The sequence below is a fragment of the Gilliamella sp. X-46 genome, assembly GCF_057063525.1.
On the sequence record NZ_JBXSQH010000009.1, the window covers coordinates 1 to 24270 of the forward strand.

21 protein-coding genes and 1 riboswitch are annotated in these 24270 nt (G+C 35.4%); of the genes, 8 read left to right on the forward strand and 13 right to left on the reverse strand.

Annotated elements, in window-relative coordinates; translation table 11 throughout:
- The first annotated feature begins 667 nt into the window (after window positions 1–667).
- Window positions 668–2050: a hypothetical protein gene (locus ACYIAJ_RS07280; RefSeq protein WP_483564588.1), complete on the forward strand. Its 1383-nt coding sequence runs from the start codon at window positions 668–670 to the stop codon at window positions 2048–2050.
- Between the two features lie 198 nt (window positions 2051–2248).
- Here the strand turns inward: ACYIAJ_RS07280 and ACYIAJ_RS07285 are convergent, their stop codons facing one another.
- From ACYIAJ_RS07285 to ACYIAJ_RS07295, 3 genes are read right to left on the reverse strand one after another with little or no spacing between them, the layout of a single operon-like run.
- Window positions 2249–2884 carry a hypothetical protein gene (locus ACYIAJ_RS07285; RefSeq protein ID WP_091350117.1) on the reverse strand — a complete coding sequence of 212 codons (636 nt, stop codon included), beginning with the start codon at window positions 2882–2884 and terminating at the stop codon, window positions 2249–2251.
- Between the two features lie 11 nt (window positions 2885–2895).
- On the reverse strand, window positions 2896–3525 hold the full coding sequence (locus tag ACYIAJ_RS07290) for a hypothetical protein (protein ID WP_483564589.1): 630 nt from the start codon (window positions 3523–3525) through the stop codon (window positions 2896–2898).
- Window positions 3516–5612: a hypothetical protein gene (locus tag ACYIAJ_RS07295; protein WP_483564590.1), complete on the reverse strand. Its 2097-nt coding sequence runs from the start codon at window positions 5610–5612 to the stop codon at window positions 3516–3518. Before ACYIAJ_RS07295 ends, ACYIAJ_RS07290 begins: the two co-directional genes overlap by 10 nt.
- Window positions 5613–6020: 408 nt before the next feature.
- Window positions 6021–6146, forward strand: a riboswitch (molybdenum cofactor riboswitch).
- Here ACYIAJ_RS07295 and moaA point away from each other — a divergent pair.
- Window positions 6140–7114 carry a GTP 3',8-cyclase MoaA gene (gene moaA, locus ACYIAJ_RS07300; RefSeq protein WP_483564591.1) on the forward strand — a complete coding sequence of 325 codons (975 nt, stop codon included), beginning with the start codon at window positions 6140–6142 and terminating at the stop codon, window positions 7112–7114. Its footprint overlaps the riboswitch before it by 7 nt.
- Here moaA and gluQRS read toward each other — a convergent pair.
- From gluQRS to folK, 3 genes are all read right to left on the reverse strand, one after another.
- Window positions 7094–7981 (reverse strand): tRNA glutamyl-Q(34) synthetase GluQRS, encoded by an 888-nt coding sequence (gene gluQRS, locus ACYIAJ_RS07305; RefSeq protein ID WP_483559902.1) that lies wholly within the window; start codon window positions 7979–7981, stop codon window positions 7094–7096. The two genes, moaA and gluQRS, sit on opposite strands and share 21 nt — an antisense overlap.
- Before the next feature lie 33 nt (window positions 7982–8014).
- Complete coding sequence (dksA, locus tag ACYIAJ_RS07310) at window positions 8015–8470, reverse strand: RNA polymerase-binding protein DksA (RefSeq protein WP_483559900.1); 456 nt, start codon at window positions 8468–8470, stop codon at window positions 8015–8017.
- Between the two features lie 141 nt (window positions 8471–8611).
- On the reverse strand, window positions 8612–9094 hold the full coding sequence (gene folK, locus ACYIAJ_RS07315; protein ID WP_483564592.1) for a 2-amino-4-hydroxy-6-hydroxymethyldihydropteridine diphosphokinase: 483 nt from the start codon (window positions 9092–9094) through the stop codon (window positions 8612–8614).
- 226 nt (window positions 9095–9320) lie between these two features.
- Between folK and ACYIAJ_RS07320 the strand changes: the two genes are divergently transcribed.
- A complete protein-coding gene (locus tag ACYIAJ_RS07320) occupies window positions 9321–10679 on the forward strand; it encodes an MmgE/PrpD family protein (protein ID WP_483564593.1) in 1359 nt (452 codons plus the stop codon).
- A gap of 41 nt (window positions 10680–10720) precedes the next feature.
- Here ACYIAJ_RS07320 and ACYIAJ_RS07325 read toward each other — a convergent pair whose 3' ends face one another.
- From ACYIAJ_RS07325 to syd, 7 genes are all read right to left on the reverse strand, one after another.
- Window positions 10721–11473, reverse strand: coding sequence for an amino acid ABC transporter ATP-binding protein (locus ACYIAJ_RS07325; protein WP_483564594.1), 753 nt, complete (start codon window positions 11471–11473; stop codon window positions 10721–10723).
- An 11-nt stretch (window positions 11474–11484) separates the two neighbouring features.
- Window positions 11485–12156 (reverse strand): amino acid ABC transporter permease, encoded by a 672-nt coding sequence (locus ACYIAJ_RS07330; protein ID WP_160403326.1) that lies wholly within the window; start codon window positions 12154–12156, stop codon window positions 11485–11487.
- Entirely contained in the window at window positions 12153–12935 is a 783-nt protein-coding gene (locus ACYIAJ_RS07335; RefSeq protein WP_483564595.1) for an amino acid ABC transporter substrate-binding protein, read from the reverse strand. Before ACYIAJ_RS07335 ends, ACYIAJ_RS07330 begins: the two co-directional genes overlap by 4 nt.
- Window positions 12932–13456: a GNAT family N-acetyltransferase gene (locus ACYIAJ_RS07340; RefSeq protein ID WP_483564596.1), complete on the reverse strand. Its 525-nt coding sequence runs from the start codon at window positions 13454–13456 to the stop codon at window positions 12932–12934. The genes ACYIAJ_RS07335 and ACYIAJ_RS07340 overlap by 4 nt, the downstream gene beginning before the upstream one ends.
- Window positions 13453–14814: an adenylosuccinate lyase gene (purB, locus tag ACYIAJ_RS07345; protein WP_483559959.1), complete on the reverse strand. Its 1362-nt coding sequence runs from the start codon at window positions 14812–14814 to the stop codon at window positions 13453–13455. The genes ACYIAJ_RS07340 and purB overlap by 4 nt, the downstream gene beginning before the upstream one ends.
- 399 nt (window positions 14815–15213) lie before the next feature.
- Window positions 15214–16389, reverse strand: coding sequence for an amino acid aminotransferase (locus tag ACYIAJ_RS07350; RefSeq protein ID WP_483559889.1), 1176 nt, complete (start codon window positions 16387–16389; stop codon window positions 15214–15216).
- Window positions 16390–16517: 128 nt separating this feature from the next.
- Window positions 16518–17051, reverse strand: a complete 534-nt coding sequence (gene syd, locus ACYIAJ_RS07355; protein ID WP_483559888.1) for a SecY-interacting protein — start codon at window positions 17049–17051, stop codon at window positions 16518–16520.
- Window positions 17052–17795: 744 nt separating this feature from the next.
- Between syd and rne the strand changes: the two genes are divergently transcribed.
- The 5 genes from rne (at window position 17796) to ACYIAJ_RS07380 (ending at window position 24171) form a co-directional block, all read left to right on the forward strand.
- Complete coding sequence (rne, locus tag ACYIAJ_RS07360; RefSeq protein WP_483559886.1) at window positions 17796–20480, forward strand: ribonuclease E; 2685 nt, start codon at window positions 17796–17798, stop codon at window positions 20478–20480.
- A 75-nt stretch (window positions 20481–20555) separates the two neighbouring features.
- A complete protein-coding gene (locus tag ACYIAJ_RS07365; RefSeq protein WP_483559884.1) occupies window positions 20556–21491 on the forward strand; it encodes an ABC transporter permease subunit in 936 nt (311 codons plus the stop codon).
- Window positions 21484–22344 carry an ABC transporter permease subunit gene (locus tag ACYIAJ_RS07370; protein WP_483564597.1) on the forward strand — a complete coding sequence of 287 codons (861 nt, stop codon included), beginning with the start codon at window positions 21484–21486 and terminating at the stop codon, window positions 22342–22344. The genes ACYIAJ_RS07365 and ACYIAJ_RS07370 overlap by 8 nt, the downstream gene beginning before the upstream one ends.
- A gap of 2 nt (window positions 22345–22346) precedes the next feature.
- Window positions 22347–23336: a peptide ABC transporter ATP-binding protein gene (locus ACYIAJ_RS07375; protein ID WP_483559880.1), complete on the forward strand. Its 990-nt coding sequence runs from the start codon at window positions 22347–22349 to the stop codon at window positions 23334–23336.
- Window positions 23337–23358: 22 nt separating this feature from the next.
- On the forward strand, window positions 23359–24171 hold the full coding sequence (locus ACYIAJ_RS07380; RefSeq protein ID WP_483559879.1) for a peptide ABC transporter ATP-binding protein: 813 nt from the start codon (window positions 23359–23361) through the stop codon (window positions 24169–24171).
- The last annotated feature ends 99 nt before the right edge of the window (window positions 24172–24270 follow it).

Here is a 24270-nt window from a genome sequence, read left to right on the forward strand (position 1 = left end):
GGTATCTTTCCTTCCTAGAAAGGTGATTATAATACATAGCAATCTCCAAACTGTGGTGGTGCGAAGGAGCTAGTATAAATCACCTTTCTACTTTCTTCACTCCACCGTGTTTAAAATTGCACTTCATATTTGAATCCAGGGTTTTTAAAAGAAAAACATCTCCTCACAAAAAACACCCAACACTATTTTATTTATCATATTTCCCCATCATCTCATTAACTTAATTGAATTTATTCATCATGAGTAATTTTATGTAAACCTTCTTTGCTATGATTTATTCGCCTTGCAACTAAAAGAAGTGGTCAATTTTTTTTTATAAGCTATACTCTCAATAGGTTGCGGTAAATCAAAAATTAGTTTATCCATATTTTATAGACTAATCATTATAAGAAATACAAATAAGATAAACACTCTTGATATATAGGATATTATGCAACATAGCTACAACCGCTGTATATGGCGGTATTATTTTTTTAATCTTTTTCAGTATTTGTCTGGTCAACTTTTGAAAGTTGACCTTATATCTATCCTAAACCTCTGTAATGTAAAAACAAAAAATTGTCGTCACACTTTAGCTATAATTTTTAAAAAGTGGTCATGTTTTGGTTTAAAACCCCGATTGCGATTAACGCGTCATTCACGGTTACATTTATGGTTGACTTTTTTATTGTCACATAAAATATCTTTAACGTCGTTGATTTTGCTGCCATATTCCGTCAGTTTGCAGGCATTATCAGTTAATACTACCAATACTACCAATGCTATTAATGGTTCGGCGCCATATTTTACGTTTGATGGTGGCCGAACCAAAGCCACTACGACTGATAGTTTGTTAGGTATTACTTTATCCGACGGTACAACAATCACTCCTTCAACCAACTTTTCGACGCTCATAAACCCAATAGTATTGCCTAATGTAAACGAAACTTTTACTGATGTGGGTATGTTGATGCCAGTAACAAGAAACTCTATACTGCTAAGCTCGCTTGTTAATGCAAGGTATAACTATTGGGGGGATGATGATGGCGATGGGCAAGGAGCTAGAGGTGTAACCGCAACAGGTCGTTTAACTGTTGATATTCGGGATAAAAATAATCAAACCGTTGCTCGTAATGATACCTTAGATATTTGTAATGCACCTTATAAATTAGTATTACGTAACACTAATGGTAGTTTAACTACCCAGTACGGTGTGCCTAACCGTAGCATATTTACTGCCGATACAGTAACTTATTACATCAATCCAACATTATCCGCTAAAGTCTGTTATGCCAAGCCCGGGTTGCAAGAAGGTGTTGGTAGGTTTGCTGGTCCTGCTGATATGTGGGATTCAAGGAAAGGATTTATTAGCCAATCTATCTCTTCCGATTCTTATAATCTTAACTTCCCAACTGTGGGGGCTAATGGTTTATACTTTGATTTGGACATAGGAGGAAGTGGGCCGCTGACTTGGGCTCCTGTCACTCAGGGCGGTATAACCGCCAATATGACGCCTAATGCGAGCGGTACTAGTGTGCGTGTCATGTTAACCGGTCCTGCAGCCACTAACGATGAACAGAGTAATGATTTACCTGGCCGACTTCAAGCCGGCATACCTGTTTTACCCCAAATATTCGAATTACAAGGTAAAGATAGTCGTGGTAGAACCGTTGTAAAATATGGATTTGTTTTACAGAAGTGGTTTGTTAACCGTGGCTTGAGAACCGCGAAAGCGGCTAACATAACCGCTTGGTGTGCTAGTTTAGGTTACCGAATGATAAAAGTAAACGATGTCACCAATGCCGTTTGTGGCAATAATAGCTATTGTCAAGGCTCAGTTGGCGCTACACCGCCATCAAGTGGTAGCTATTACCAGCGTCGAATTAATGCTGGTTTGTTCAGCGAATGGGGGCGTATGTTAAATTATTCTGGTGCTGGTTTTTCTAATTCTGTTTATTGGACAAGTGATGTTACTGGTTCGCGTGCGTTTTATGTCTATGCATATAACGGACGAGTTTACCAAGGTAATCCAGCCACTGGCAACTATCATGGGCTATGTGTCTATCCTTAGGATTTCGTGTTTTACTCGCTCATCGTTGATAGGTGAATGGTGTGCTGACTTAATTAAGACGAAGTAAACAAAGAATAGTTGCCTAGCAAAGATGTTTTTTAATATGAAAACGGAATACGATAATAATATATACGCTAACGTGAGTGATAGCACGGTATGCTTTTCTACTTTTTGTCCGTGCTATTTTTTTGTATTTTGTTAATGCTTTAAGGTGATGAGATCTGTTTGTTCAATTCCTGTGTCGTAGGTGTCTTTTGAGTCAAAATACGTTGCTCTTGCATCAAAGAGGATTTCGTTGTTGAGTGAAATTCTTTTATAGTATTGTTCCAGTCGCTTATCCTGTGCCCAAGCGGGAATATTCGTATAATGATAGTAATAATAGACCCATTTCCCTGAGTCGACTTGGTAGTTGGTATATTCTATTTTGACGCTTTGAGTTTTCTCGATTTTATCTAGGATTATATTACCAAAGCAGAATGCCCCTTTACTGCCGATAAAGTATTTTTTCCCTTCTTCAGTTAATTGATATCTTAATCCTTCAATTTTGGTGGGGGATCTAGGCAGGGTGGTTATATCTGTATTGGCATCATAATATTGGGCTGTGATGTTTTTGGTTTTTAAGAATTTGAGATCGACAAATAGGTCGAGTATTTCAGTTTGTTTATCGAAAAACACATCGTTAGGAAAGATGTTTTGGTTATTTGGCAGGAAATAACATAATGCACGATTATCTTCTCTACTTAAAGTTTCTTGTAGCGATTGCTTATAATCTACATTATTGCAACCAAATAGTAATAAGCTGAAAGTAGTTATCAGTGGATATTTTAGATTCATGATCATTAATCTCAATAGTTTTTAACAATTAAGCCAATACCACGGCTATAGAGCTTTTTTGTTTGTTCATCATAATAAAACCTTACGGTATCGGTTTTTAATTCATTTTGGGGTATTAATTTGGGGGGTAATTTATCAATAACATATTGATATTCAATTTCAATATAATTGCTATACGGCGTTATTTTGGTTACCGACTTGACAATCACTTTGCCAAAACAAAATCCTGACGAACTCAAGTTAGCCCATTTTCTATAGTATTTTTTGCCTTCTTCGGTAAGGTTATAGATATAAACGATGCTATTTTTATCCATTCCGCTAATTTCAATTTGTTCTGTTAGCAAGCCTGCTTCTGTTAACGTTTGTAATAGGATCAATGTGTCAGAGTCGTATCGTCTGTCAAATATGTAATAAGGCGCAGTCATTACTATTGATATGCATTTTATTGGTTCGCCATTACCGTTTATGGTGTCAAATCGTTGTTGGATTTCGTTTTGCCATTGTTGTTCAGTTAAATTAAAAACCTCGGGCAGTTTTTCGAGTTCGGATTGGCTTTGTTGTGGCGGAGCATCGCACGCATTTAGAGTGAGTCCGATTATTGTTACAGCTATTGTGCTGAGAAGATATTTTATTAATTCCATAAGGTTTTTCCCTCTTTTATTGGGTATCGGTTTTCCCTGAAGGAAAATAACTCATGGTAACTATTTAATTCAGTTTGCGTCGGATATTTTTCAAAGAGTGTGGTTATCGGTAGTGGAAAGCAAAATTCTTTATCTAAATAAATAAATTTATTGGCAGATAATGCCGAGTCTTTTATTGATAATTTGCTGCAAGGATAAGTCGAGCTGATATCGGCCTTTTCAAAAACCTTAATGCGATTAAGCCAATCAAATTCCATGGGCTTAAAATCGTTATAATCGTCGTAATAATCGTTTTTGAACACAATGATGTGGTCTTTGGCAAATTTTATATATTCGATAATTTGACTGGTTCTGTTTTGATCGCTTTCTGCTATGTGATATCGATAGCCAAATTTTAAACTTTGGTTTTCAAAATCAAATTCAGGGTCGATTAACCATTCAAATTTTTGATAGTCTTTGTATTCTTTATAATCTTCTATTCTTGAAGAAATTTTTGTTTTTAAATTTTCGATGTTGGTTTTGTCATCAAATAACTTTTTGACTTCAAGTAAGTCAATAAATCCGAGTTTATAAACATTTATACATAATCGGTTTTGATTGTCATAAGCTGGCGCGACAAACCTGTCACAATGTTCTGTGTTAGATGGGTTGTATTTTTCACTATATATATATCCTTCAGGTATACTTAGTTCTGCGATACCTTCAATTTTAGTTGTGTTGGGACCTGTAAGATAAATATCACCTTTTTCGAATGTAAATGGATCGGTATTTTTGTTGGATTGAATTTGTGTAAAATAGCGGCTGATTTCGGGAACTTTATCTTTTGGTATTTCAATCGCTTTACTTTCTTGCTCTTTATGTCGATAACTGTTGTCGTTATCGGTTTTTGCTGATTGAATATAACGATCTAAAAGACATTCTCGCTCAAGGTCTGTTGGCCAGACTATTTTGTTTTCTGCATTTTTTAATACTTTTACATCGCGATGACAGTGACTGTTTTGTTCTGAACCAACGATGTCTTCGTAAAGTAAGATGTTGCCATTTACATCAAAGATCGATAATAATATTTGTTTATCATTATCATTATCACTATCACTATTTTTATCTTTATTTTTTGGAGTGGTTTTTTGGGCATAGTAGAGTTTTTCTGTGCCAACTTGAAGAAGGGTATAATTATTATATTCACCAATTGTTTTGCCCGTAATATCAATCAAACGTTTTTTAGAATTATCACTATCTTGTACCCAACTTGCTGTACCATATAAAGGCGATACGGCATAGTACTGATTTTGATAATGCATTTTCCCATCATAATCATAAATTTGATAAACATGATAACCATCTTGATAATTGCCTAGCCAAAAATAACCTGCTGAAAGGTTTTTGGGGATGCAATCAAAATTAGTCGTCCACGCTTTGGAACCAACATCGGTTTCTTTGCCTGTTTTGCTATTAACTAGATATTGGCTGTTATTTTTTTTACATAGCTGCATTATTGTATCGGATGTGATTATTTTGCATTGTGGTTTGGTTTGGGATTGCGTTTTTTGTGTCAGTGTTGTTTTAGGGAGTTTTTTAAAAAATTTACCTTGTAGATTTAAATAGCCTTCATCATATTCTGGGGTAGTTACTTCGGCATAACCGTTAATAAAGGGGCCGATTTCGAGATAATAACGCCCTTTGGGTGTAATTAGATTACCATCGGTATCAATGACAACCGATAATGCTGTGTCTTGATAATAATAAGCTATTCGTTCTTCGCCTAGATAAGTTAAGGTATTAATGGTTTTAAACTTCAATATGTCGCCTTTTTTTTCAAAAGCAAATTTAAAATTATCTATCTTTCTTATATTGCTGTAGAGGAGGCTATCGCGACTATTGGTTAACTGCACAATCCAATAATGATCTTGGTATGTTATTGAGTTAATGTTTTGGCTGTTATCAATAATTACTGTGCCATCACGATCAAATAGTAGGTTGTTATAAGTAATATATTGGCTAGCATTATCAGCTAACGCTAATGTTGAAGATAATAATAAGCTTAAGTTTGTTAGGTATTGGGCGAGCTTGATTATTTTTTTATTCATTATGGTAAGTAATTTTCCTTTTCAATTTTATTTTTGATTAAGTTGTTAGATAAACGATGCACATTTGAAAATGAATGATTTAATTGCATAATTTATTGATAGTTAATCTGTTTTTTATAAACACGTTGTTATTGAAAACATCTACTATGCGACAACTTAAACACTATTCCTTGGTTTATTACCGGTTGCTGATTATAATCTATAATATAGTCAATGAATTAAATCAAATTTATAAAATAGCATAAATTAACATAATGTAAATTTATTTATTCATAATAAATAAGATATTAGGTATGTATAAATATTTTTCTTATTAATACCTTGTCTATAAGTAAGTCTTCATTTCCGGATAACTAGGTCGCTTGTAAAGGTCGATTTGTTCATAGTCAAAAAATAAAGTCTATGCTAGACTGAATCAAACTCTGAAGCTCTTTTGCCTAAGTGATATTTCAATTCATATGGTGGATTAGCCGCGGTATAGCACAGAAATGGCTATGCTTCCCGATTTGGATAAGGTGTTTAAATATATGCAATTAGTTGATAATTATCAGCGTCGATTTCAATATCTGCGTTTGTCGATTACCGAGCTGTGTAATTTTCAGTGTCAGTACTGTTTACCCAATGGTTATCGACCTAACAAGGCTCATAAATTTTTGTCGCTCAGTGAGATTAATAATGTTGTTGCAACATTTACTGAACTCGGTGTGCGTAAAATTCGGTTAACAGGTGGCGAGCCCACTTTGCGTCGTGATTTTATGGATATTTTGTCGATGATCTCTGCTTACCCAAGTGTAAAAGAACTCGCTATTACAACCAATGGTTCTCGTTTATTAAAAAATATTCATCATTGGCATCAAGCCGGTTTGAATGCGATCAATATTAGTATTGATAGTCTGTCTCCGCATTTATTTAAATTAATTACCGGTCAAGATAAGCTTAAAGAACTAATGCAATGTGTGGATAGATCATTAGAAGTAGGTATAAAAAAAGTCAAAATTAATACCGTTTTGATGAAAAATATGAATGATAATTTAAAAGATTATTTGTCATGGATTAAATGTCATCCAGTCGAATTACGTTTTATTGAGCTGATGGAAACGGGCGAAAGCCTTGATGTGTTTAATCGCTATCACCAGTCCGGTAGTTTGATTGAAACACAGCTAATTGCACAGGGTTGGCAATTGCAATCTAAAAATCCGCTATCAGGTCCAGCTAAAGTTTATGTTCATGACGACTATCAAGGCAAAATTGGGCTGATTATGCCGTATTCAAAAGATTTCTGTAAAAGTTGTAATCGATTGCGCGTATCATCAATAGGTAAGTTGCATTATTGTTTGTTTGGTGATGCCGCCGTTGATTTGCGTGATTTGCTCCAAAGTCCAGCGCAAAAGCAACAATTAATTGCAAGAATCTTTTCTTCGCTAATGATCAAACCAGAAAAACATCTGTTACATGCTCATAATGTCGGTATTACGCCTAATTTATCCTATATTGGTGGATAATTGGGTATTTTGTTTTGGTACATTCATCAGTTGCCAATGCTGTATTGCCCAATCTAAAAGCTGCTGTTGTGTGGCATCTTGCCAATCTTTTGGCACACATTGCCCTAAAAATTGCAGAGCTTGAACGGTTAATGCTTTAAGATTGTTTAAATCAATCGGGTTGGCATGGTTTTGTTTTGATAGCTTATTGCCGTTGTTATCGAGTACTAGCGGTAAATGGCAGTAGCTTGGCACAGGAAAGCCGAACAGTTGATACAGTGAGATTTGTTTAGCGGTAACCGGTAATAAATCTGCTCCACGCACAATTTCAGTAATGCCTTGCTGATGATCATCTAATACCACCACTAAATTATAGGCAAATAAGCCATCTTTACGATGAATAATAAAATCTTCTTGTGCGTTAGCTTTTTCAACGGTTTGTAAGCCACGAATTTGATCAGTAAATTGAAAAATAGGATGATTTTGTTTTAAACGAATGGCAACTTGTTTATTATTGATAGATAAATGCCTTTCACGACAAAAATTATCATAGATACCATGGGTCAGACTTTGAATTCGCTGTCTAGTACAATCACAATAATAGGCTTGTTGGTTATCGATTAGCGTTTGTAAAATAGCTTGGTAACGTTTGCTGCACGATGATTGGTATAAAACCTCATCATCCCAATATAAATTTAGTGCTTCAAGAGTTTTTAATATTAGTGATGATGCCCCTTTGACTTCTCGTGGTGGGTCGATATCTTCAATACGAACCAACCATTTACCGAGGCAAGATTTAGCTTGGAGATAACTCCCTAGCGCCGTTACCAACGAACCAAAATGTAATGGTCCTGATGGTGAAGGGGCAAAACGACCGATATAATGCATAGGTCTAGTTGAGAATGATGGATGGAGCTGGTGTTACATGCCCATCTGTTTTTCGCGAAGTTCCGCAAGTGTTTTACAATCGATACATAAATCTGCTGTTGGTCTTGCTTCTAAGCGACGAATGCCAATTTCAACGCCACAAGATTCACAATAACCAAAGTCGTCTGATTCAATTTTCTTTAATGTTTTTTCGATTTTTTTGATCAGTTTTCGTTCTCTATCTCGAGCACGTAATTCTAAACTAAATTCCTCTTCTTGTGTTGCTCGATCGGCTGGATCAGGAAAATTCGCAGCTTCATCTTGCATGTGAGAAACTGTTTTCCCCATTTCATCTTGTAATTGAGTAAGCCATGCTTTTAATATCAATTCAAAATGTTTTAATTGTTTAGGGTTCATGTACTCCTCGCCTTGTTTTTCTTTGTAAGGCTCAAGCCCCGCAATTGAAAGCAGGCTAAGAGAAGATGTATTTAACTTTTGTTCCTTTTTCACAGCAATCCCCTTAAGTACAGATTATTTGCAAGCGGTAAACTATATCAATAAATTAGCTGTTGGCAAATTTTTTTTATTATTTTTTGTGTGTAAAAAATAAGCAAAATAGTGCAACTGTATGTTATTAATTAAGATAAGTAGTTATTCCCACTTTTTTAATCCATTTTTAGGGCATTTAGTTACTAAGTCGTACAGCTTATCGTTATCCGGTAAAACAAGTTTAGGACTGATGTCATATAGTGGGTAGAGCACAAATTCTCTGCTTTTCATGTGGTAGTGTGGAACGGTGAGCCTTTCACTTTCTAGTACTAAGTTGTCATACAATAAAATATCAAGATCTAAGGTTCTAGCTCCCCATCGATTGTCTTTACGTACACGACCTTGCGCTTTTTCAATTGATTGTAGTTCGTCAAGTAGTTCAATCGGAGATAAATTTGTCGTTAGTTCTATGACGGCATTAAGATAATCATTTTGATCTTGTGGACCAAGAGGTTTGCTTCGGTAAAAAGGAGAAATAGCCGTAACTGTTGTGTTAGGCAAATTTTTTAACGCTGCAATTGCACGATTGGCTTGTGACAATGGATCTTCAAGATTACTGCCTAAGGCGATATAACAAGTTGACATAATAAGATGTTAAATTTTGATTTGATTATTTTTGTAGGAAGCATTTTAACATATAAAATAATGGCTAAAAATGATTATATCAATGGCTAACATGTTATGATTTTAGGTTATTAGAATATAACTACTTAATCTTTAACTTATGGCTAATTATACGTTATTTTAGTTATCCATAAGTAAACCAATTTCCCTAATTGCTTATCGACTTTGCTTAGTTTGAGAGTTTTGCATGAATTTAGGTCAACAGTTAAGTTTTTTAATCAGAAATACGCCAATAATCAGTGACCCTCAAGTTATTGATTGTGCTATTAATGGGATAACTGATTATTTTGCTTGCACTTTACAAGCTTGCCATGAAGATGATGTTCATAAATTGCTAGCATGGATAGCAGATGAAGGCGGTAATGCCAGAGCTTGGCTAATTGGTCAGAAAAAGTTAGCTAGCGCAAGGCAAGCCGCGCTACTTAATGGTTTTCAAGCTCATTGTTTAGATTATGATGATGTACATTCAGATGTTCGTGGTCACCCCTCTGCCGTTATTTTATCTGCACTTATTGCCAGTGTTCGATTAGATAATGCTGAGCAAAAAATTGATGGTCGGCGTTTTTTAACCGCCTATGTTATTGGTATTGAAGTGATGGCCTTATTGGGGCAAAGCGTTAATCCACAGCATTATGAAAAAGGTTGGCATGCAACTATTACTTTGGGTGGGATTGCGGCAACAGCGGCTATTTGTTATCTCTATGATGAGTCGTTTTTATCGCAAGCATTAACGTTAGCGGCGACTCAAGCATCAGGTATGCGTTTGTTAATGGGCACGCCGATTAAGTTTTTGCATGCTGGGATAGCAGCCGAACATGCCATACAAGCGGTTGAGTGGTTAAGAGCGGGTATACATGCCGATCAGGATTTTTTAGATGATAAATTAGGTTTTTTGGCTATTTATGGACAAGGTAATACACGTTTTGATTTAAGTCATTGGGGTAAAACTTGGAAGATTGTGCATCCCGGATTATGGTTTAAAAATTATTCTTATTGTTCAGCTGCTGCTTATATTGCTGATGCGGGGCAATTGCTTTATCGGAATGCTAACTTTAGTGTTGATAAGATTGAGAGTATCACTATCTTTTTTTCTCCACCACAAAGTGATGCAGCGTTAATTTATCAAATGCCTTTGCTTGCTGAACAAGGGCGTTTTTCGGCTGAGTATGTTTTAGCATTAACCCTTTTAGGATTGCCACTTAGTTTTGAACAGTTTTCAGCAAAACCTATTGCACATGGCATAAAAAATTTGATGCAGAAGATGAAACGAAGCTATCAAATACAACTTACACCCCATCCACAGGCGTATAATCAACGTTATGTTGTTGTTGAGATTGTTAATAGTACAGGTGAAAAGTTGGACCAACGAATTGATATTCCAAAAGGTTCGCCAAAAAATCCATACAGTCAGCAGGAATTATCATTGAAGCTGGTCAAAGCCGTAGGTGATCAAAAGACTGCGTATAATTTATTGAAAGATATTCGTGCGCTTGCGGTCGGTTTAGATCTGCATACATTTTTATTATCACATCTTTTAACGCTTTAACGATTAAAAACTCATGCTATAGTTAAGTCAGTTTTTAATCGTTAAATTTCAAAATCGATTTCATCGGTTAATTGGCGCAAAAAGCGTTGTGTTATTTCATTTTGTGGATTATCGATTATTGATTTTGCCGGTCCTTGTTCAACAATTACGCCATCAGCCATAAAAATAACTCGGTCTGCAACATACTTAGCAAACTCCATTTCGTGGGTCACGATAATCATTGTGATATTTTCTTTAGCTAGCTGTAGCATTACTTGTAGTACTTCGTGTACACGTTCGGGATCAAGTGCGGATGTTGGTTCATCAAACAATAATACTTTGGGTCTGACTGCAAGTGCTCTTGCGATAGCAACACGTTGTTGCTGACCACCAGATAAGGTTATGGGATATTGTGTGCCGTAAGGTAACATGCCAACGCGTTTTAATAATGATAGACCAAGTTGTTCGGCCTCTTTTTTATCTATCTTTTGTCCAACAATTAATGGATAGGTGATATTTTCTAATGCGGTTTTATTTTTAAATAAATTGTAGTGCTGAAAGACCATTGCAGATTGCTTGCGTAAATGGGTTTCTTCTTTATTACTATAATGCTTAGCATCTAGCATTGCTGTGCCAATTTGAATGGTGCCGGTGTTTGGTTTTTCTAATAAATTTAAGCAACGTAATAAGGTCGATTTGCCCGATCCTGAAGGTCCAATAATTGCAACCACTTCGCCTTGTTCAATGTTTAGGTTGATCTCTTTCAAAACTTCATTATTAGCAAAGCGTTTAGATAAATGTGATACTGTAATCATAACTCGTCTCCTTAACGATGATAGGGGGCTGTGAGTTTCTGTTCTAACTGTTTTTGTATCCAAGAATAGATAACAACAGTCAACCAGTAAACAATACCTACAGCTAAATAGGTTTCAAAGTAGAGGAATGAGTTAGCGGTTAACATTTTTCCGGCTGCTAATAGTTCTTGCACGCCAACAAAAAAGGCGACAGACGAATCTTTAAGTAATGAGATAAACATATTACCGGTATTCGGTAAGGCATTGACCATGGCTTGGGGCAGTATAATACCTCGATAAACTTGTATTTTACTTAAACCTACTGTTAGCCCTGCTTCTTTCTGTCCGTGATCGACCGATTCTAAACTTGCTCGGAAAATTTCGGCTAAATAGGATGAATATTTTAAACTAAAGCAGATAATGGCCGCCGTTGTTGCCCCCATATGTTTTAAAACAGGAAAAATCTGCGGTAACCCGTAATAAATAATAAACAGTAAAACAACGGAGGGTATTCCTCTAAACAGAGATATAAACAGTGCGAAAATAGTATCGATAATCATTATTTTATTGCTACGCAGTAATGCAATCGCTAACCCTAATATAATGGCAAACATAATCGATATGATGGTAATAAAAAGGGTAACCGGCAGATAAGGTAATATCTGCGGAAACACACTTAAAAAATAGTTTACATTAAAATTCATAAGGTAATATCTTCGCCAAAATATTTAATTGCCAGATTTTTCAATGTGCCATTGGTGCGTAACTTTTCGATGGCTTGATTGAATTTTTCACGCAGTGCTTGACCTTTTTCATCTTTACTAAATGGAAAAGCAACTTGCTCAATAGTAATGGGTTCACCAACTAATTTGAAAGGTAGATTTTTACGCTTAATTTCAGCCAGTAATATTGGTTTTGAATTGACATAGCCATCAACCCGTTGATATTCCGTATCATACATTGCGCCATCTCGTGTCTCATAGGTCTTGATGGTGATATCATTGTTAGGAAAGGCTTTTTTTAGATTGTTTATATGATTTGAGCCTAGCACACCAGCAATAGTTTTACCTTTAAAATCAGATAATTGATTGATATTATTGTTATCTTTGTGAGTCACAATTTGGCTACCGTAAAAGCTATAGGTGTTGGAAAAATCATATTTGGCTTGACGAGCAGGTGTAATTGCAACCGCATTGGCTATAGTATCTAACCGCCCAGAATCAAATTGCCCCATCAAGCCACCAAATTCGGCAATGTTCCATTCGACTTTATAGCCTAATTCTTTGGCAATCGCCTCGGTAACTTCAACATCAAATCCGACTAATTTGCCATCTTGTTTATAGCCGTTTGGATAGCTTTGTCCTGTAGAACCCACTTTAATAATATTTTGCTCTGTGACTTGATGGTTGGATTGATTATCACAACCAATTAAGGTTAGGCTAGTTAATAAAAGAGCGGACAGTAGTGTACTTATTTTTTTCATTGTTTATTACTCCTTTTTTTCCATTCGGTATAGCTTTTATGATTTAAAATTTTTTCAAAATAGAGCGTAGTATGATCTGGAGTTAAATCTGCTTGCCCTATTTTTTTATAGCCTTTATTTATGTACGTCTGGGCAAGCCATGGATGATTTGCGGCGGTGCCTAACGTGACGGCAGGTAACTTTAGTTGGTTGATTAAAATTTGCCGTTCAACAAAATCCCATAATGCATTACCATAGCCTTGACCTTTATATCGTGGATCGGTTGCAAACCAACCTAAATGGGGTAATCCATAAGGTCCTGGATTATTGCCCCACGGAAAGCGAATGCTTAAAGTTGATAGTAGCTCACCATCTTTTTCAAATAAATACACGGCATTGGACTCAATATGGTCAGCAATCTGCGATTGCTCGACTGCTGCTGCGGCAAACTGAATACCTAATTGAGTTGTGGCTTTATAAGCACTATGCAGTAGGGCTTGATAAGCTGGAATATCTTTATCAGTCATTAAGCGAAAACTCATGCTAATACTCCACACTGTTGAGCATATTGAATGACTTGTGTTACTTTTTCAGGAGCAGATCCAAGATAGTTAATTGGATCTAACCAAGTATCAAGCTCGGATTCGGTAAATTCTTTGTTTAAACTTGGATCTTCTAATAATATCTCTTTAAATGGTCGATTTTGTTCAAACGCTTTCATAGCGCTTTGATAAACTAGCTGATGAGCAGTTTGTTTGCCTAATCGCTTACCAATTTCGAACATGACTTTTTCTGATAACAGCAAGCCATTTTGTAGTGATAAATTAGCTAACATCCGATCAGCATTGACTTTTAGATCTTTAAGTACCGCTAATGCTGTTTGTAGTTGCGCTGAAATGTAAAGGTTAATTTCGGGTAGTGCGATCCATTCGGCACGCCAGCTCATGGCATCGCGTTCATGTTCAACTTTCATTGATTCGTGAATTAACGCGACGCTTTTTAAAAGTGGAGCAGTCAAACTGGCTAGACCTTCTAATGCTGCTGGGTTGCGTTTATGTGGCATGGTGGTTGAGCCAATTTTTCCTGTCGAGAAGGGTTCTTCAACTTCGTTAATTTCTGTACGCATCAAGTTGTAAAATTCATTGCCTATTTTGCCTAATGTGCCACTGATTAGCGCGATGACTGATGCATATTCAGAAAAACGGTCACGAGCTGCTTGCCAACCAATATTAGGGGTATTTAGTCCGAGTAACGTTAATGCTCGCGATTCTACTTGTGGGCCTAATTTGCCTATTGATGCATACGTACAAATTGCGCCACTAATATTACCAACTAGTACCCGTTGTTTAATTTCACTTAAACGTTGTAAGTGCCGAATAAATTCATCTAACCATACCGCAAGTTTAAAACCAAAGGTTGTGGGGAGTGCTTGCATGCCATGTGTACGGCCAACCATGGGTAAATATTGATACTGTTTGGCCAAACGTTTTAGCTCAAGTGCCACTAGTTTACTATCGCGTTCAATAACTATAAATGATTGTTTTAATTGTAAAACAGTTGCAGTATCGACAATATCTTGTGTAGTTGCTCCGTAATGAATATATTGACCCGCATCACCGACTTGTTTTTGTAGTGCGTTAATGGTCGACATTAACGAGTGTTTGGCTTTTGCGGCTTCTTCGGCAATGTGTTCAATTGATAGTTTAGATGCATCGGCTTTGGCTATGATTGCATTGGCTGCTTCGGTTGGAATAACGCCTAGCTCGCCTTCCGCTTTAGCTAAAGCGACTTCGACGTCTACTTGTTTTTGCAAGCGATTTTGTTCTGACCAGATCGCCCTCATTTCGTTTGTACCAAAGTTATTGCCTAAAATTAAAAAATCTAAAATATGTGACGCCACCCAACTACCCTCAATCATGGTTATTATCCTGTTAAATAATTATTAGTAATTATTGAGAGATCGTCTAATAATCTGTTTGTCTATGGATATAACTAATTGGAATAAAAGATTAATAAAAATGGGTGATTTTTGAGATTAAGTTGTAATCAGGATACTTTTTGAGTCGTGAGGAGGAGAATACTAAACAAGTTAATATTTTGAAAAAAAAACGTTCGGGAAAGTTATTGATTTTATTATGTTTTTTATTTTTTTGTTTGCTTGATATTGTTAGCTATCGTCTTAATAATAATTAAAAATTAAATAAAATAAACAAGTTCTAACAAACCAAGAGAAAATAACCAAAACAAAAATTTTGTTTTGGTTATTTTAGTGTTTTTCTTGTGACTTAAACAACAATTTTTATAGGACTTGAACAATTGATTCGCAAAGTCTAGACATGTTATCTAACGTCATACCTGCGACATTGATACGTCCGGAATTAACAATATAGATGCCGTAATCGCTACGTAATTTTAGAACTTGCTCTTCACTTAAGCCGCTAAACGAGAACATGCCATTTTGTTTGACAATAAAACTAAAATCTTGATTAGCACCTTTATCTTGTAAGGTTTTTACAAATAGTTGGCGCATGCGGTGGATGCGTTGGCGCATATTGGTTAATTCATCAATCCATTCTTCTTTTAATTCATCGTTGTTTAAAATATACGAGACTATCTTAGCACCATGGGCTGGTGGGTTAGAATAATTCGCTCGAATGATGGTTTTTACCTGACTAAAAGCGCGATCGGCAATTTCAGCATTGGCAGCAATTAAGGTCAATGCGCCAGCGCGTTCATTATATAGTCCAAAATTTTTAGAATATGAGCTAGCAATAAGGAGTTCTGGATGGTTGTCCGCAAATAATCGTAGCCCATAGACGTCTTCTTCTAAACCCTGTCCAAAGCCTTGGTAAGCTAAGTCAAAGAGTGGTAACCAGCCATTTTTTAAGGCTAAGTCTGAGATGGCTTGCCATTGTTCTGGGGTTGGATCAATACCCGTTGGGTTATGACAGCAACCATGGAATAACACTGCTTCACCTGAGGCAACAAGGCTTAAGTTATTCATCATTGCATCAAAATTAAGGCTGTGAGTCTGAGGATCGTAATACTGGTATTCACGAACTTCAAGCCCTGCCATTTGAAATACACTACGATGATTTGGCCAAGATGGATTGCTGATCCAAACCCGTTTTACTTTTGTTCTGCGAGCTAAAAAATCGGCCATGATGCGTAAGGCGCCAGTTCCCCCTGGTGCTTGGGCTGTTTTTGCTCGTTCATTTTCATGACCAAAAAGTAGTCGTTGGGTTGCTGTATTAAAGGTGTTGTCGCCGTCAATTGCTAAGTAGCTTTTTGAGGTTTCATTAGTTAATAAGAAGTGTTCTGCTTTTTTTACACTTTCTAGAATAGGCGTTTTGGTGGTTTCATCTTTGTAGACACCAACACTGAGATTGATTTTATTAGTGCGTTCGTCTTTGTTGTAAAGATCGGCTAGCCCTAAAATGGGATCGGCTGGAGCTGCTGTTAAATATTCAAACATAATTCACCTATCAGATCTAATGACTTTTAACGCATTATATACACATTATTTTGTAAGTTACAATTTCGACAGTGGTATTCTATAAGTATGTTTTTGTAAACATTTCTTTAGTTTTTGCTTTTTTATATTTAGTGAAAAACAGTAATTTGGTTAAAAAATGAAATCAAATCATTAGTTAAGGTTGTTAATTCACCTGTAATTAAATCTTCTTTTACTACTTCACCGGTTAAGTTGTTAATTGAAATAATTTTAGTGCTGTCATCTGTTGAGGCAATAAAAATAGTCGGTATGCGTTTTAATCTTTTTTGTTGAGATAAATGGGCAATTAAATTTTGTTCTAAGTTTGAAAAATCATCATCATTCCAAGCTTGGAGCAAAACTAAATTAGTGTCATTAAACTTAGCTGTCATATTGCCCGCGTATTGTGTTCCGTAAAAAATATGCGTACTTGGGTGTAATTTAATACCAATAACTTGTTCAATAATGGTTAAGTTTCTAGGCGGTTCCAATAAGAAAGGTTGCCAATATACTGTTAGTTTTTCCGTTTTTAAAATGCAAGGTGAAGGTATTGCATGGAGGTCTTCACTTTGTGGGGCGTATTTGAATTGCTCAATCCAGCGAGTTGTAAAATTAAGTAAAGCCGTTTTATCAGTAAAATCCATAAACAAATATATCTCATATTTAGATTATTATGTTATTTAATCATAATTATACTGGTTAAATTCTGCTATACATAATTCTATTAATGTTTTTTTAATTAATTGGGTAATTAGTGAGAGAAAATTTTGTAAAAATGATTCAGATTAGTAGTCGTTTTAATATAAAATTTTAAGCAACTTAAAATAAGTTATTTATAATTTGGTAAAGGTTAATTAGAAATAGGAAAAGATGGATACTTACATTGTTTATAAAATAGCGAGTTTAATTTTCTTGCTATCCTTTGCCTAAACGTTAATAATAGAGAGGGATAACTTTATCCTTGTAATGCAGCAATGGCGTTAGACATTACAGTTTGTCAAAATAAAATAGTGTAAGTAGAATCATTATAATTAGATAATATGTTTATTTTAAACAGTTGCATAAAGATTTAGTTTATTTGCCAAACCAGTAAAGTATAGCGGTTTGCAAATTAACGATAATAACAATGTCAATAAATTATACAATCAGTTTTTTTGCAAAGTATTTAGTGCTTTTTAATTTAATATTTTGCTTGGGTATTATATTGATGTTGATTAAGTAGTATCGGGTTCACATAAAATAATAACAAAAATAACATAAATAAAATAATGAATACCGTGTATAAAATATTTAGTTAAGTACCATTATTCATCATTGTTAAAATAATCACTTATCAATAATAAGATTCTACCTATAAGTTAATTAAGATTAATGAAGAGTGTAGAATAATGAAAAGAATGCTAATCAACGCAACCCAGCAAGAAGAGCTGCGCGTTGCACTTGTTGATGGCCAACGCTTATATGATTTAGATATCGAAAGCCTTGGACATGAGCAAAAAAAAGCGAATATTTATAAAGGTAAAATCACTAAAATCAATCCAAGTTTAGAAGCGGCTTTTGTTTCTTACGGTGGGGAACGTGATGGTTTTTTACCTTTAAAGGAGATTGCAGAAAGTTATTTCCCATCTAATATTTCTGGTCGTCGTAGTATTAAGCATCTACAAGAAGGTCAAGAAGTTCTTGTCCAAATTGAAAAAGAGATTCGAGGTAAAAAAGGTGCGGCTTTAACCACTTATATTAGTTTAGCGGGTAGCTATTTAGTGTTAATGCCTAATGATCCACGTGCTGGTGGTGTTTCGCGTCGTATAGAAGGCGAAGAAAGAGCGGATCTTAAACGTATTATTGATGCTATCGAAAAACCTAAAGGTATGGGTGTTATTGCTCGAACTGCAGGTGTAGGTAAAAGCCAAGAAGAGTTGCAACAAGATTTAGATGCATTAGTTAATTATTGGATAGCAATCCAAAATGAGGCTAAAAAACACCCAGCCCCAAGTTTAATTCATAAAGAAAGCGATATTATTACTCGCGCATTTCGTGATTATTTGCGTGATGATGTTGGTGATATTTTAATTGATAACTCGAAAGTGCTTGAGATAGCAAAAAAACGGTTAGCTGATTTAGGTCGCGTTGAATACGTTAATCGCCTTAAATTTTATGATGGTGATGTACCTTTATTTAATCATTTCCAAATTGAAGGGCAGATTGAGTCGGCATTTCAGCGTGAAGTACGTTTACCTTCCGGCGGTTCAATTGTTATTGATACTACTGAAGCACTTACTGCAATTGATATTAACTCAGCTAAGTCGATTCGTGGTAGCGATATTGAAGAAACTGCCTTTAATACTAATCTTGAAGCAGCAGAAGAAATTGCGCGCCAGTTACGTTTACGCGACTTAGGTGGTTTGATTGTTATCGATTTTATTGATATGACACCAATTCGCAATCAGCGTGAAGTAGAAAATCGCCTTAAAGAAGCGATGAAGACTGACCGTGCACGTATCCAAACGACCCGTATTTCTCGTTTTGGTTTGCTCGAAATGTCTCGCCAACGTTTAAGCCCGTCATTACGAGAAGCAACTCATCATATTTGCCCGCGTTGTCAAGGAACGGGTACGGTTCGTGATAATAATTCATTGTCTTTATCGATTCTTCGATTAATTCAAGAAGAAGCGATGAAAGATAATACTGTACAAATCGATGTCATCGTTCCTGTACCAATAGCAAGCTATTTACTCAACGAAAAACGTCGCGCTATCACTAATATTGAAAGCATGCATCCTGATGTCAAAATTGTGATTGCCGGCGATGAAGAGATGGAAACACCGCTTTATAAAGTGATTCGTAAGCGTAGAGGCGAAGAAACGGATGTACTGAGTTATAATCTTCCAAAACTGATTCGTGAACTTGAAGAAGAGGAAGATGAACAACAAGCTGTTGAAGTTATTGTTGAACAAGCCGTATTGTCTGGCCCTAAAGTTGAAGCCTCTGTTGCACCAAGAGAAGATGCAACACCAAAAACTAAAAAATCAGAAGGTTTATTTAGTGGGCTATTTGGTAAGCTACGTAAATTGTTTGTTATAGAAAAAGCAGAACCTGAGCCAGAAGTTAAACCTAAAACAGCCAAAAGACGAGATAATCAACGTTCAAACAATCGACGTCAACGTAATAACCGAAACAATAGTGCGGCTAGCAATGCTAATATTGTTACAGCAGGTACTCTTGACGAGGTGAAAGAGACAAGTAGAAATAATAATCGTAGAGCTAAATCAAATACGAATTTGTCAAACTCAACAAATAATCTTAAGGTAGATAAAGTTGTTGACGAAGCAGTGCAACCAAAACAGCGTGAAGCAAAGCCAAGACGTCAACAACGTGCATTAGCTAAAAGTGTTCGTGTAAAAAATACTGATATAACGGTACAATTTCAGCAAGAAAAAGTAATCATTCCTTCTTTGTTGTTGCCTGTCATTGTCACTAAAGCAACTGAAGACCATATTGCATCAGAAACTCAATCAAAGCGTCAGCGTCGCACATCTAGGCATTTGCGAATGAATGGTCAACGTAATAAACGTCGTGTTCGTAATGTGGAATTAAAGCAGTCTCCAATGCCGTTACCATTTGCTGCTGCATCATTAGAATTAGCATTGGGTCGAGTTGTTGTCGATTACAGCCAAATAGTAAATGATGAACCAAATAGTGTTGTGCCTGTTATTCCTTCGCTTTTAGTTCCTGTTATTGTTAAAAATGACGAAGATGTAACTAGTCATAGTGTTGATACTGTCATAATTGATGAACAGTCAAAAAGTTCTTTATCTACAAATGTTCAAGAAGATTTTGAAGATAGCAAAAAAATTAGTGATGGAACTGATCTGATAACTCATGATTTACAATTAACAGGTTATTCTTCTTCAGCAATGGCTAAAGCGCCAGCACCAGAGTATGAAACTTCTGATGTTGGAATAAAATTACGTGAAGAGTCAGATTATCACTTTGAAGGTAAAGGTAATGCTGGTGGCTTAAGTGCACAAGATCATGCGTATGCCGCAGCAAGTAAACCGGTGATGCCGGATTAATCAATAGATAAATTAAAACACGGTGAGCGTTTGTCACCGTGTTTTGTTTATTTATAATAGTGATAAAGATAAATAATGATTATCTATATTTTTAAGAGAATAGTAACGTTTTTATTTATTATCTGCGTGCTGGCTCAGATTAGCTTCTGTTTAGTTTATTTTACTCCTTATTCAATGTCTAACTTTCATAATCTAAGTTTTATTGATGCCTATAGTGCTTTTTTTAAGCAGTTGCTGCAAGGTGAATTTAGGTTGTTAACGGGGGAAACAGTACTTTTTTTTCAGACGTTATTGGCTACATTTGAACTTTGTATCCTTGCTTTATTCGTTGCTCTACTTGTTGGATTACCTTTAGGAATTTTTCTTGGACTGAGTAATATTAACTGGTTAAATAATATGATTCGCTTAGGGTCTTTATTATTATATTCTTGTCCTATCGTTATGTTAGTTATTGTTGTTATGTATTGTCTGTCGCCAACTTGGACTATATCGATGAATTTTGATATATCACCATCAGTTACTGGGACTTCTTTACTGGAGATTTTGGCTTCAACAAAAGCATCTAAATGGAAAGAGTTGTTTGAGCAATTTCATTATTTAATTTTACCAATCATTCTTTTAGCTATTCAGCCAAGCATTATGACCATTCAATTAATCGGTCAAAATGTAAAAAACACATCAAGACAAAATTTTATAAAAATGGCGATTATTCGTGAGCGTTCACCGTTTAAAATTTTACGTCGACATTTGTTACCCAATTCAATCCCAGCCACTATTCCACAGTTGACTTATAATACAACAACGCTGTTATTTTCAACGATGGTTATTGAAATTTTATTTAATCGAGCAGGACTTGGGCAGTGGGTAATGATTGCTTATCATCATCATAATTATTTTATTATTTCTATTGCTATTTTAGCTTGTGGAACGGTTATTAGTTTATTAACGTTATTAGGCGAAATTTCGGCGATTGCAATTTATCCTTTGCGCCATAAGGAATATTATGTTTAGGCCAGCTAGTTTAATGAAAAACATTAAGTCATGCTTTAGTCGGCTACATGGTAATCTCTATTTAATTGTTGGTTTTTATGGCATATTGGCGATTACTTTTGTCGCATTATCAACTAAATGGTTTTTTCATGCTCATTTAAATCCTATATATCCTGCATTATTACCCCCCGCTTGGTGGCTTAATGGTGATATCAATCATATATTAGGTACGAATGCGAAAGGACAAGATATTTTTGATTATTTGCTAATTGGATATCGCTCAACTATTTCAATGACATTAAAAGTGGTATTTTATGTGGTTGTCATTGGTGGATTAATTAATTATTTAATGTTTTTTATATCGTTGATACGTCCTTTTGTATTATTCATTTTTAAATTTTGTATGGTAGTACCACCATTACTTGGTGTGATTGTGATTAGCTTATTGTTAGAAGATGATATTACTAATATGTTATTGGTGGTTGGATTATCTTATACTCCACGCTTTATTTACAATATTCATCAACGCGTTATTAATGAATGGAATAAGACGTATATTATAGCTTATAGATTGGATGGCTTATCTGCATTTTCAATTTTAAATCGTTTTATTTTACCTAATATTTTACCTATCTATTTGACCGAGATTGTTTCGTTATTTGGTTCAATCATTTTATCTCTTACCACTATAACTTTTTTAGGTTTTGCTAATGATGTTTCTCGGCCTGATTTGGGAATGATGATGTTTCAAATGAAAGATATTATTGCCACTAATTATTTAGCCTTTCTATCTCCCGGAATTGCTGTGTCTGCTACAATAATTTTTGTTTATTTGTTTAACTTTGGATTATATGGTCGGCGAGCAGGAACTTAATTATGGCATTATTAGACATTCGAAATTTAACCATTGAGTTTATTACGCCAGATGGTCTTTTGCGTGCAATTGATCGCGTTAATTTGAAGTTGTCTGAAGGCGAAATTCGCGGCTTAGTTGGTGAGTCAGGTTCAGGAAAAAGTCTTATCGCTAAAGCTATTTTAGGGGTAACTAATCATAATTGGAAAATTTCTGCTGATCGATTTTATTTTGATAATATTGATTTACTAAAGTTAACACCTAAACAACGTCGAAAAGTCATTAGTGATAATATCTCGATGATATTCCAAGAGCCGCAATCTTGTTTAGATCCTTCAATGAAAATTGGTCAACAATTGATTGACGCTATACCAAAACGAACCTTTAAAGGGCATTGGTGGCAGCGGTTATTTTGGCGTAAAAATCGTGCTATTGAACTGTTGCACCGAGTTGGTATTAAACATCATAAAGAGATATTAAAATCTTATCCATTTGAATTGACCGAAGGTGAGTGTCAAAAAGTGATGATTGCAATTGCATTGGCTAATCAACCCAAGCTATTGATTGCAGATGAGCCAACAAATGCGATGGAAGCAACAACCGAAGCGCAAATTTTTAGGTTGCTGGCTAGTATGAATCAAAATATGGGTACCACTATTTTGCTTATTAATCATGACTTGCAGATGGTAACTCGATGGACAGATCGTATTAATGTGCTGTATTGTGGGCAAACAGTTGAAGTTGCCGATAGTGAAGATTTAATTAGATCTCCTTATCATCCCTATACTCAGGCTTTAATTTATGCGATTCCTGATTTTGGCAAAGCGATGCCACATAAAAGTCCGTTAAATACCTTACCTGGTGTTATTCCGTCACTTGAACATTTACCGATCGGATGTCGATTAGGACCAAGATGTCCTTATGCCCAAAAAAAATGTATTTTAGCACCAGAATTAATACCGATAAAAGACCATTTTTTCGCCTGCCATTTTCCGTTAAATACTGATGAGTAACTGTAAATAATAGGAATACTCGATGAATCCAATATTAAAAGTACGTAACTTATCTAAGCAATTTAAAATCCATAAAGGTTTGTTTGGGCATTTACGTATTGATGCGGTGAAAGCATTATCGTTTTCTCTTAATGAAGGTAAAACCCTTGCAATTATTGGACAAAATGGTTCAGGAAAATCGACATTGGCAAAAATGTTAGTAGGGATGATAAAACCTGATAGCGGTGATATCTGGATTGATGGTAATAAAGTTCAATACGGCGATTATAGTCACCGTTGTCAACTGATTAGAATGATTTTTCAGCATGTTGAAAGTTCATTCGATCCTAGATTGCGTATTGGACAATTATTAGAGATCCCACTTAAGCATAATACCCATTATGATGCCCATGAGCGTGAAAAACTAATTAGTAGTGTATTAAAACAAGTTGGATTATTGCCCGAACATGCTTCTTACTATCCTTCAGTGATGGCGGCAGGACAAAAGCAACGTGTGGCATTAGCAAGAGCTTTAATTTTAAAGCCCAAAGTAATTATTCTTGATGAGGCTTTAGCAGCGTTAGATATTTCGATGCGCTCACAGATTGTTAATTTGATGTTGTCATTACAAGTTCAACAAAATATTTCTTATGTTTATGTAACACAAGATATTGGTATGATGAAACATATTAGCGACGAAATTTTAGTTATGCATAATGGCGATCTTGTTGAGTATGGTAATACTGCTGAAGTATTAGCTTCACCTTTAAGTGATATTACCCAAAAATTGATAAATAGCTATTTTGGTGAAGCACTGACTGCTGATACTTGGCGTACTGATACAAGGTCTTTTTAAGAAAGATCTCTTTTATCACCTATAATCATCAATAATATATGTATCTACTATTATGATTTAGTTTTAAATTTCATCTCTAATATTGTCAATAAAAATCTC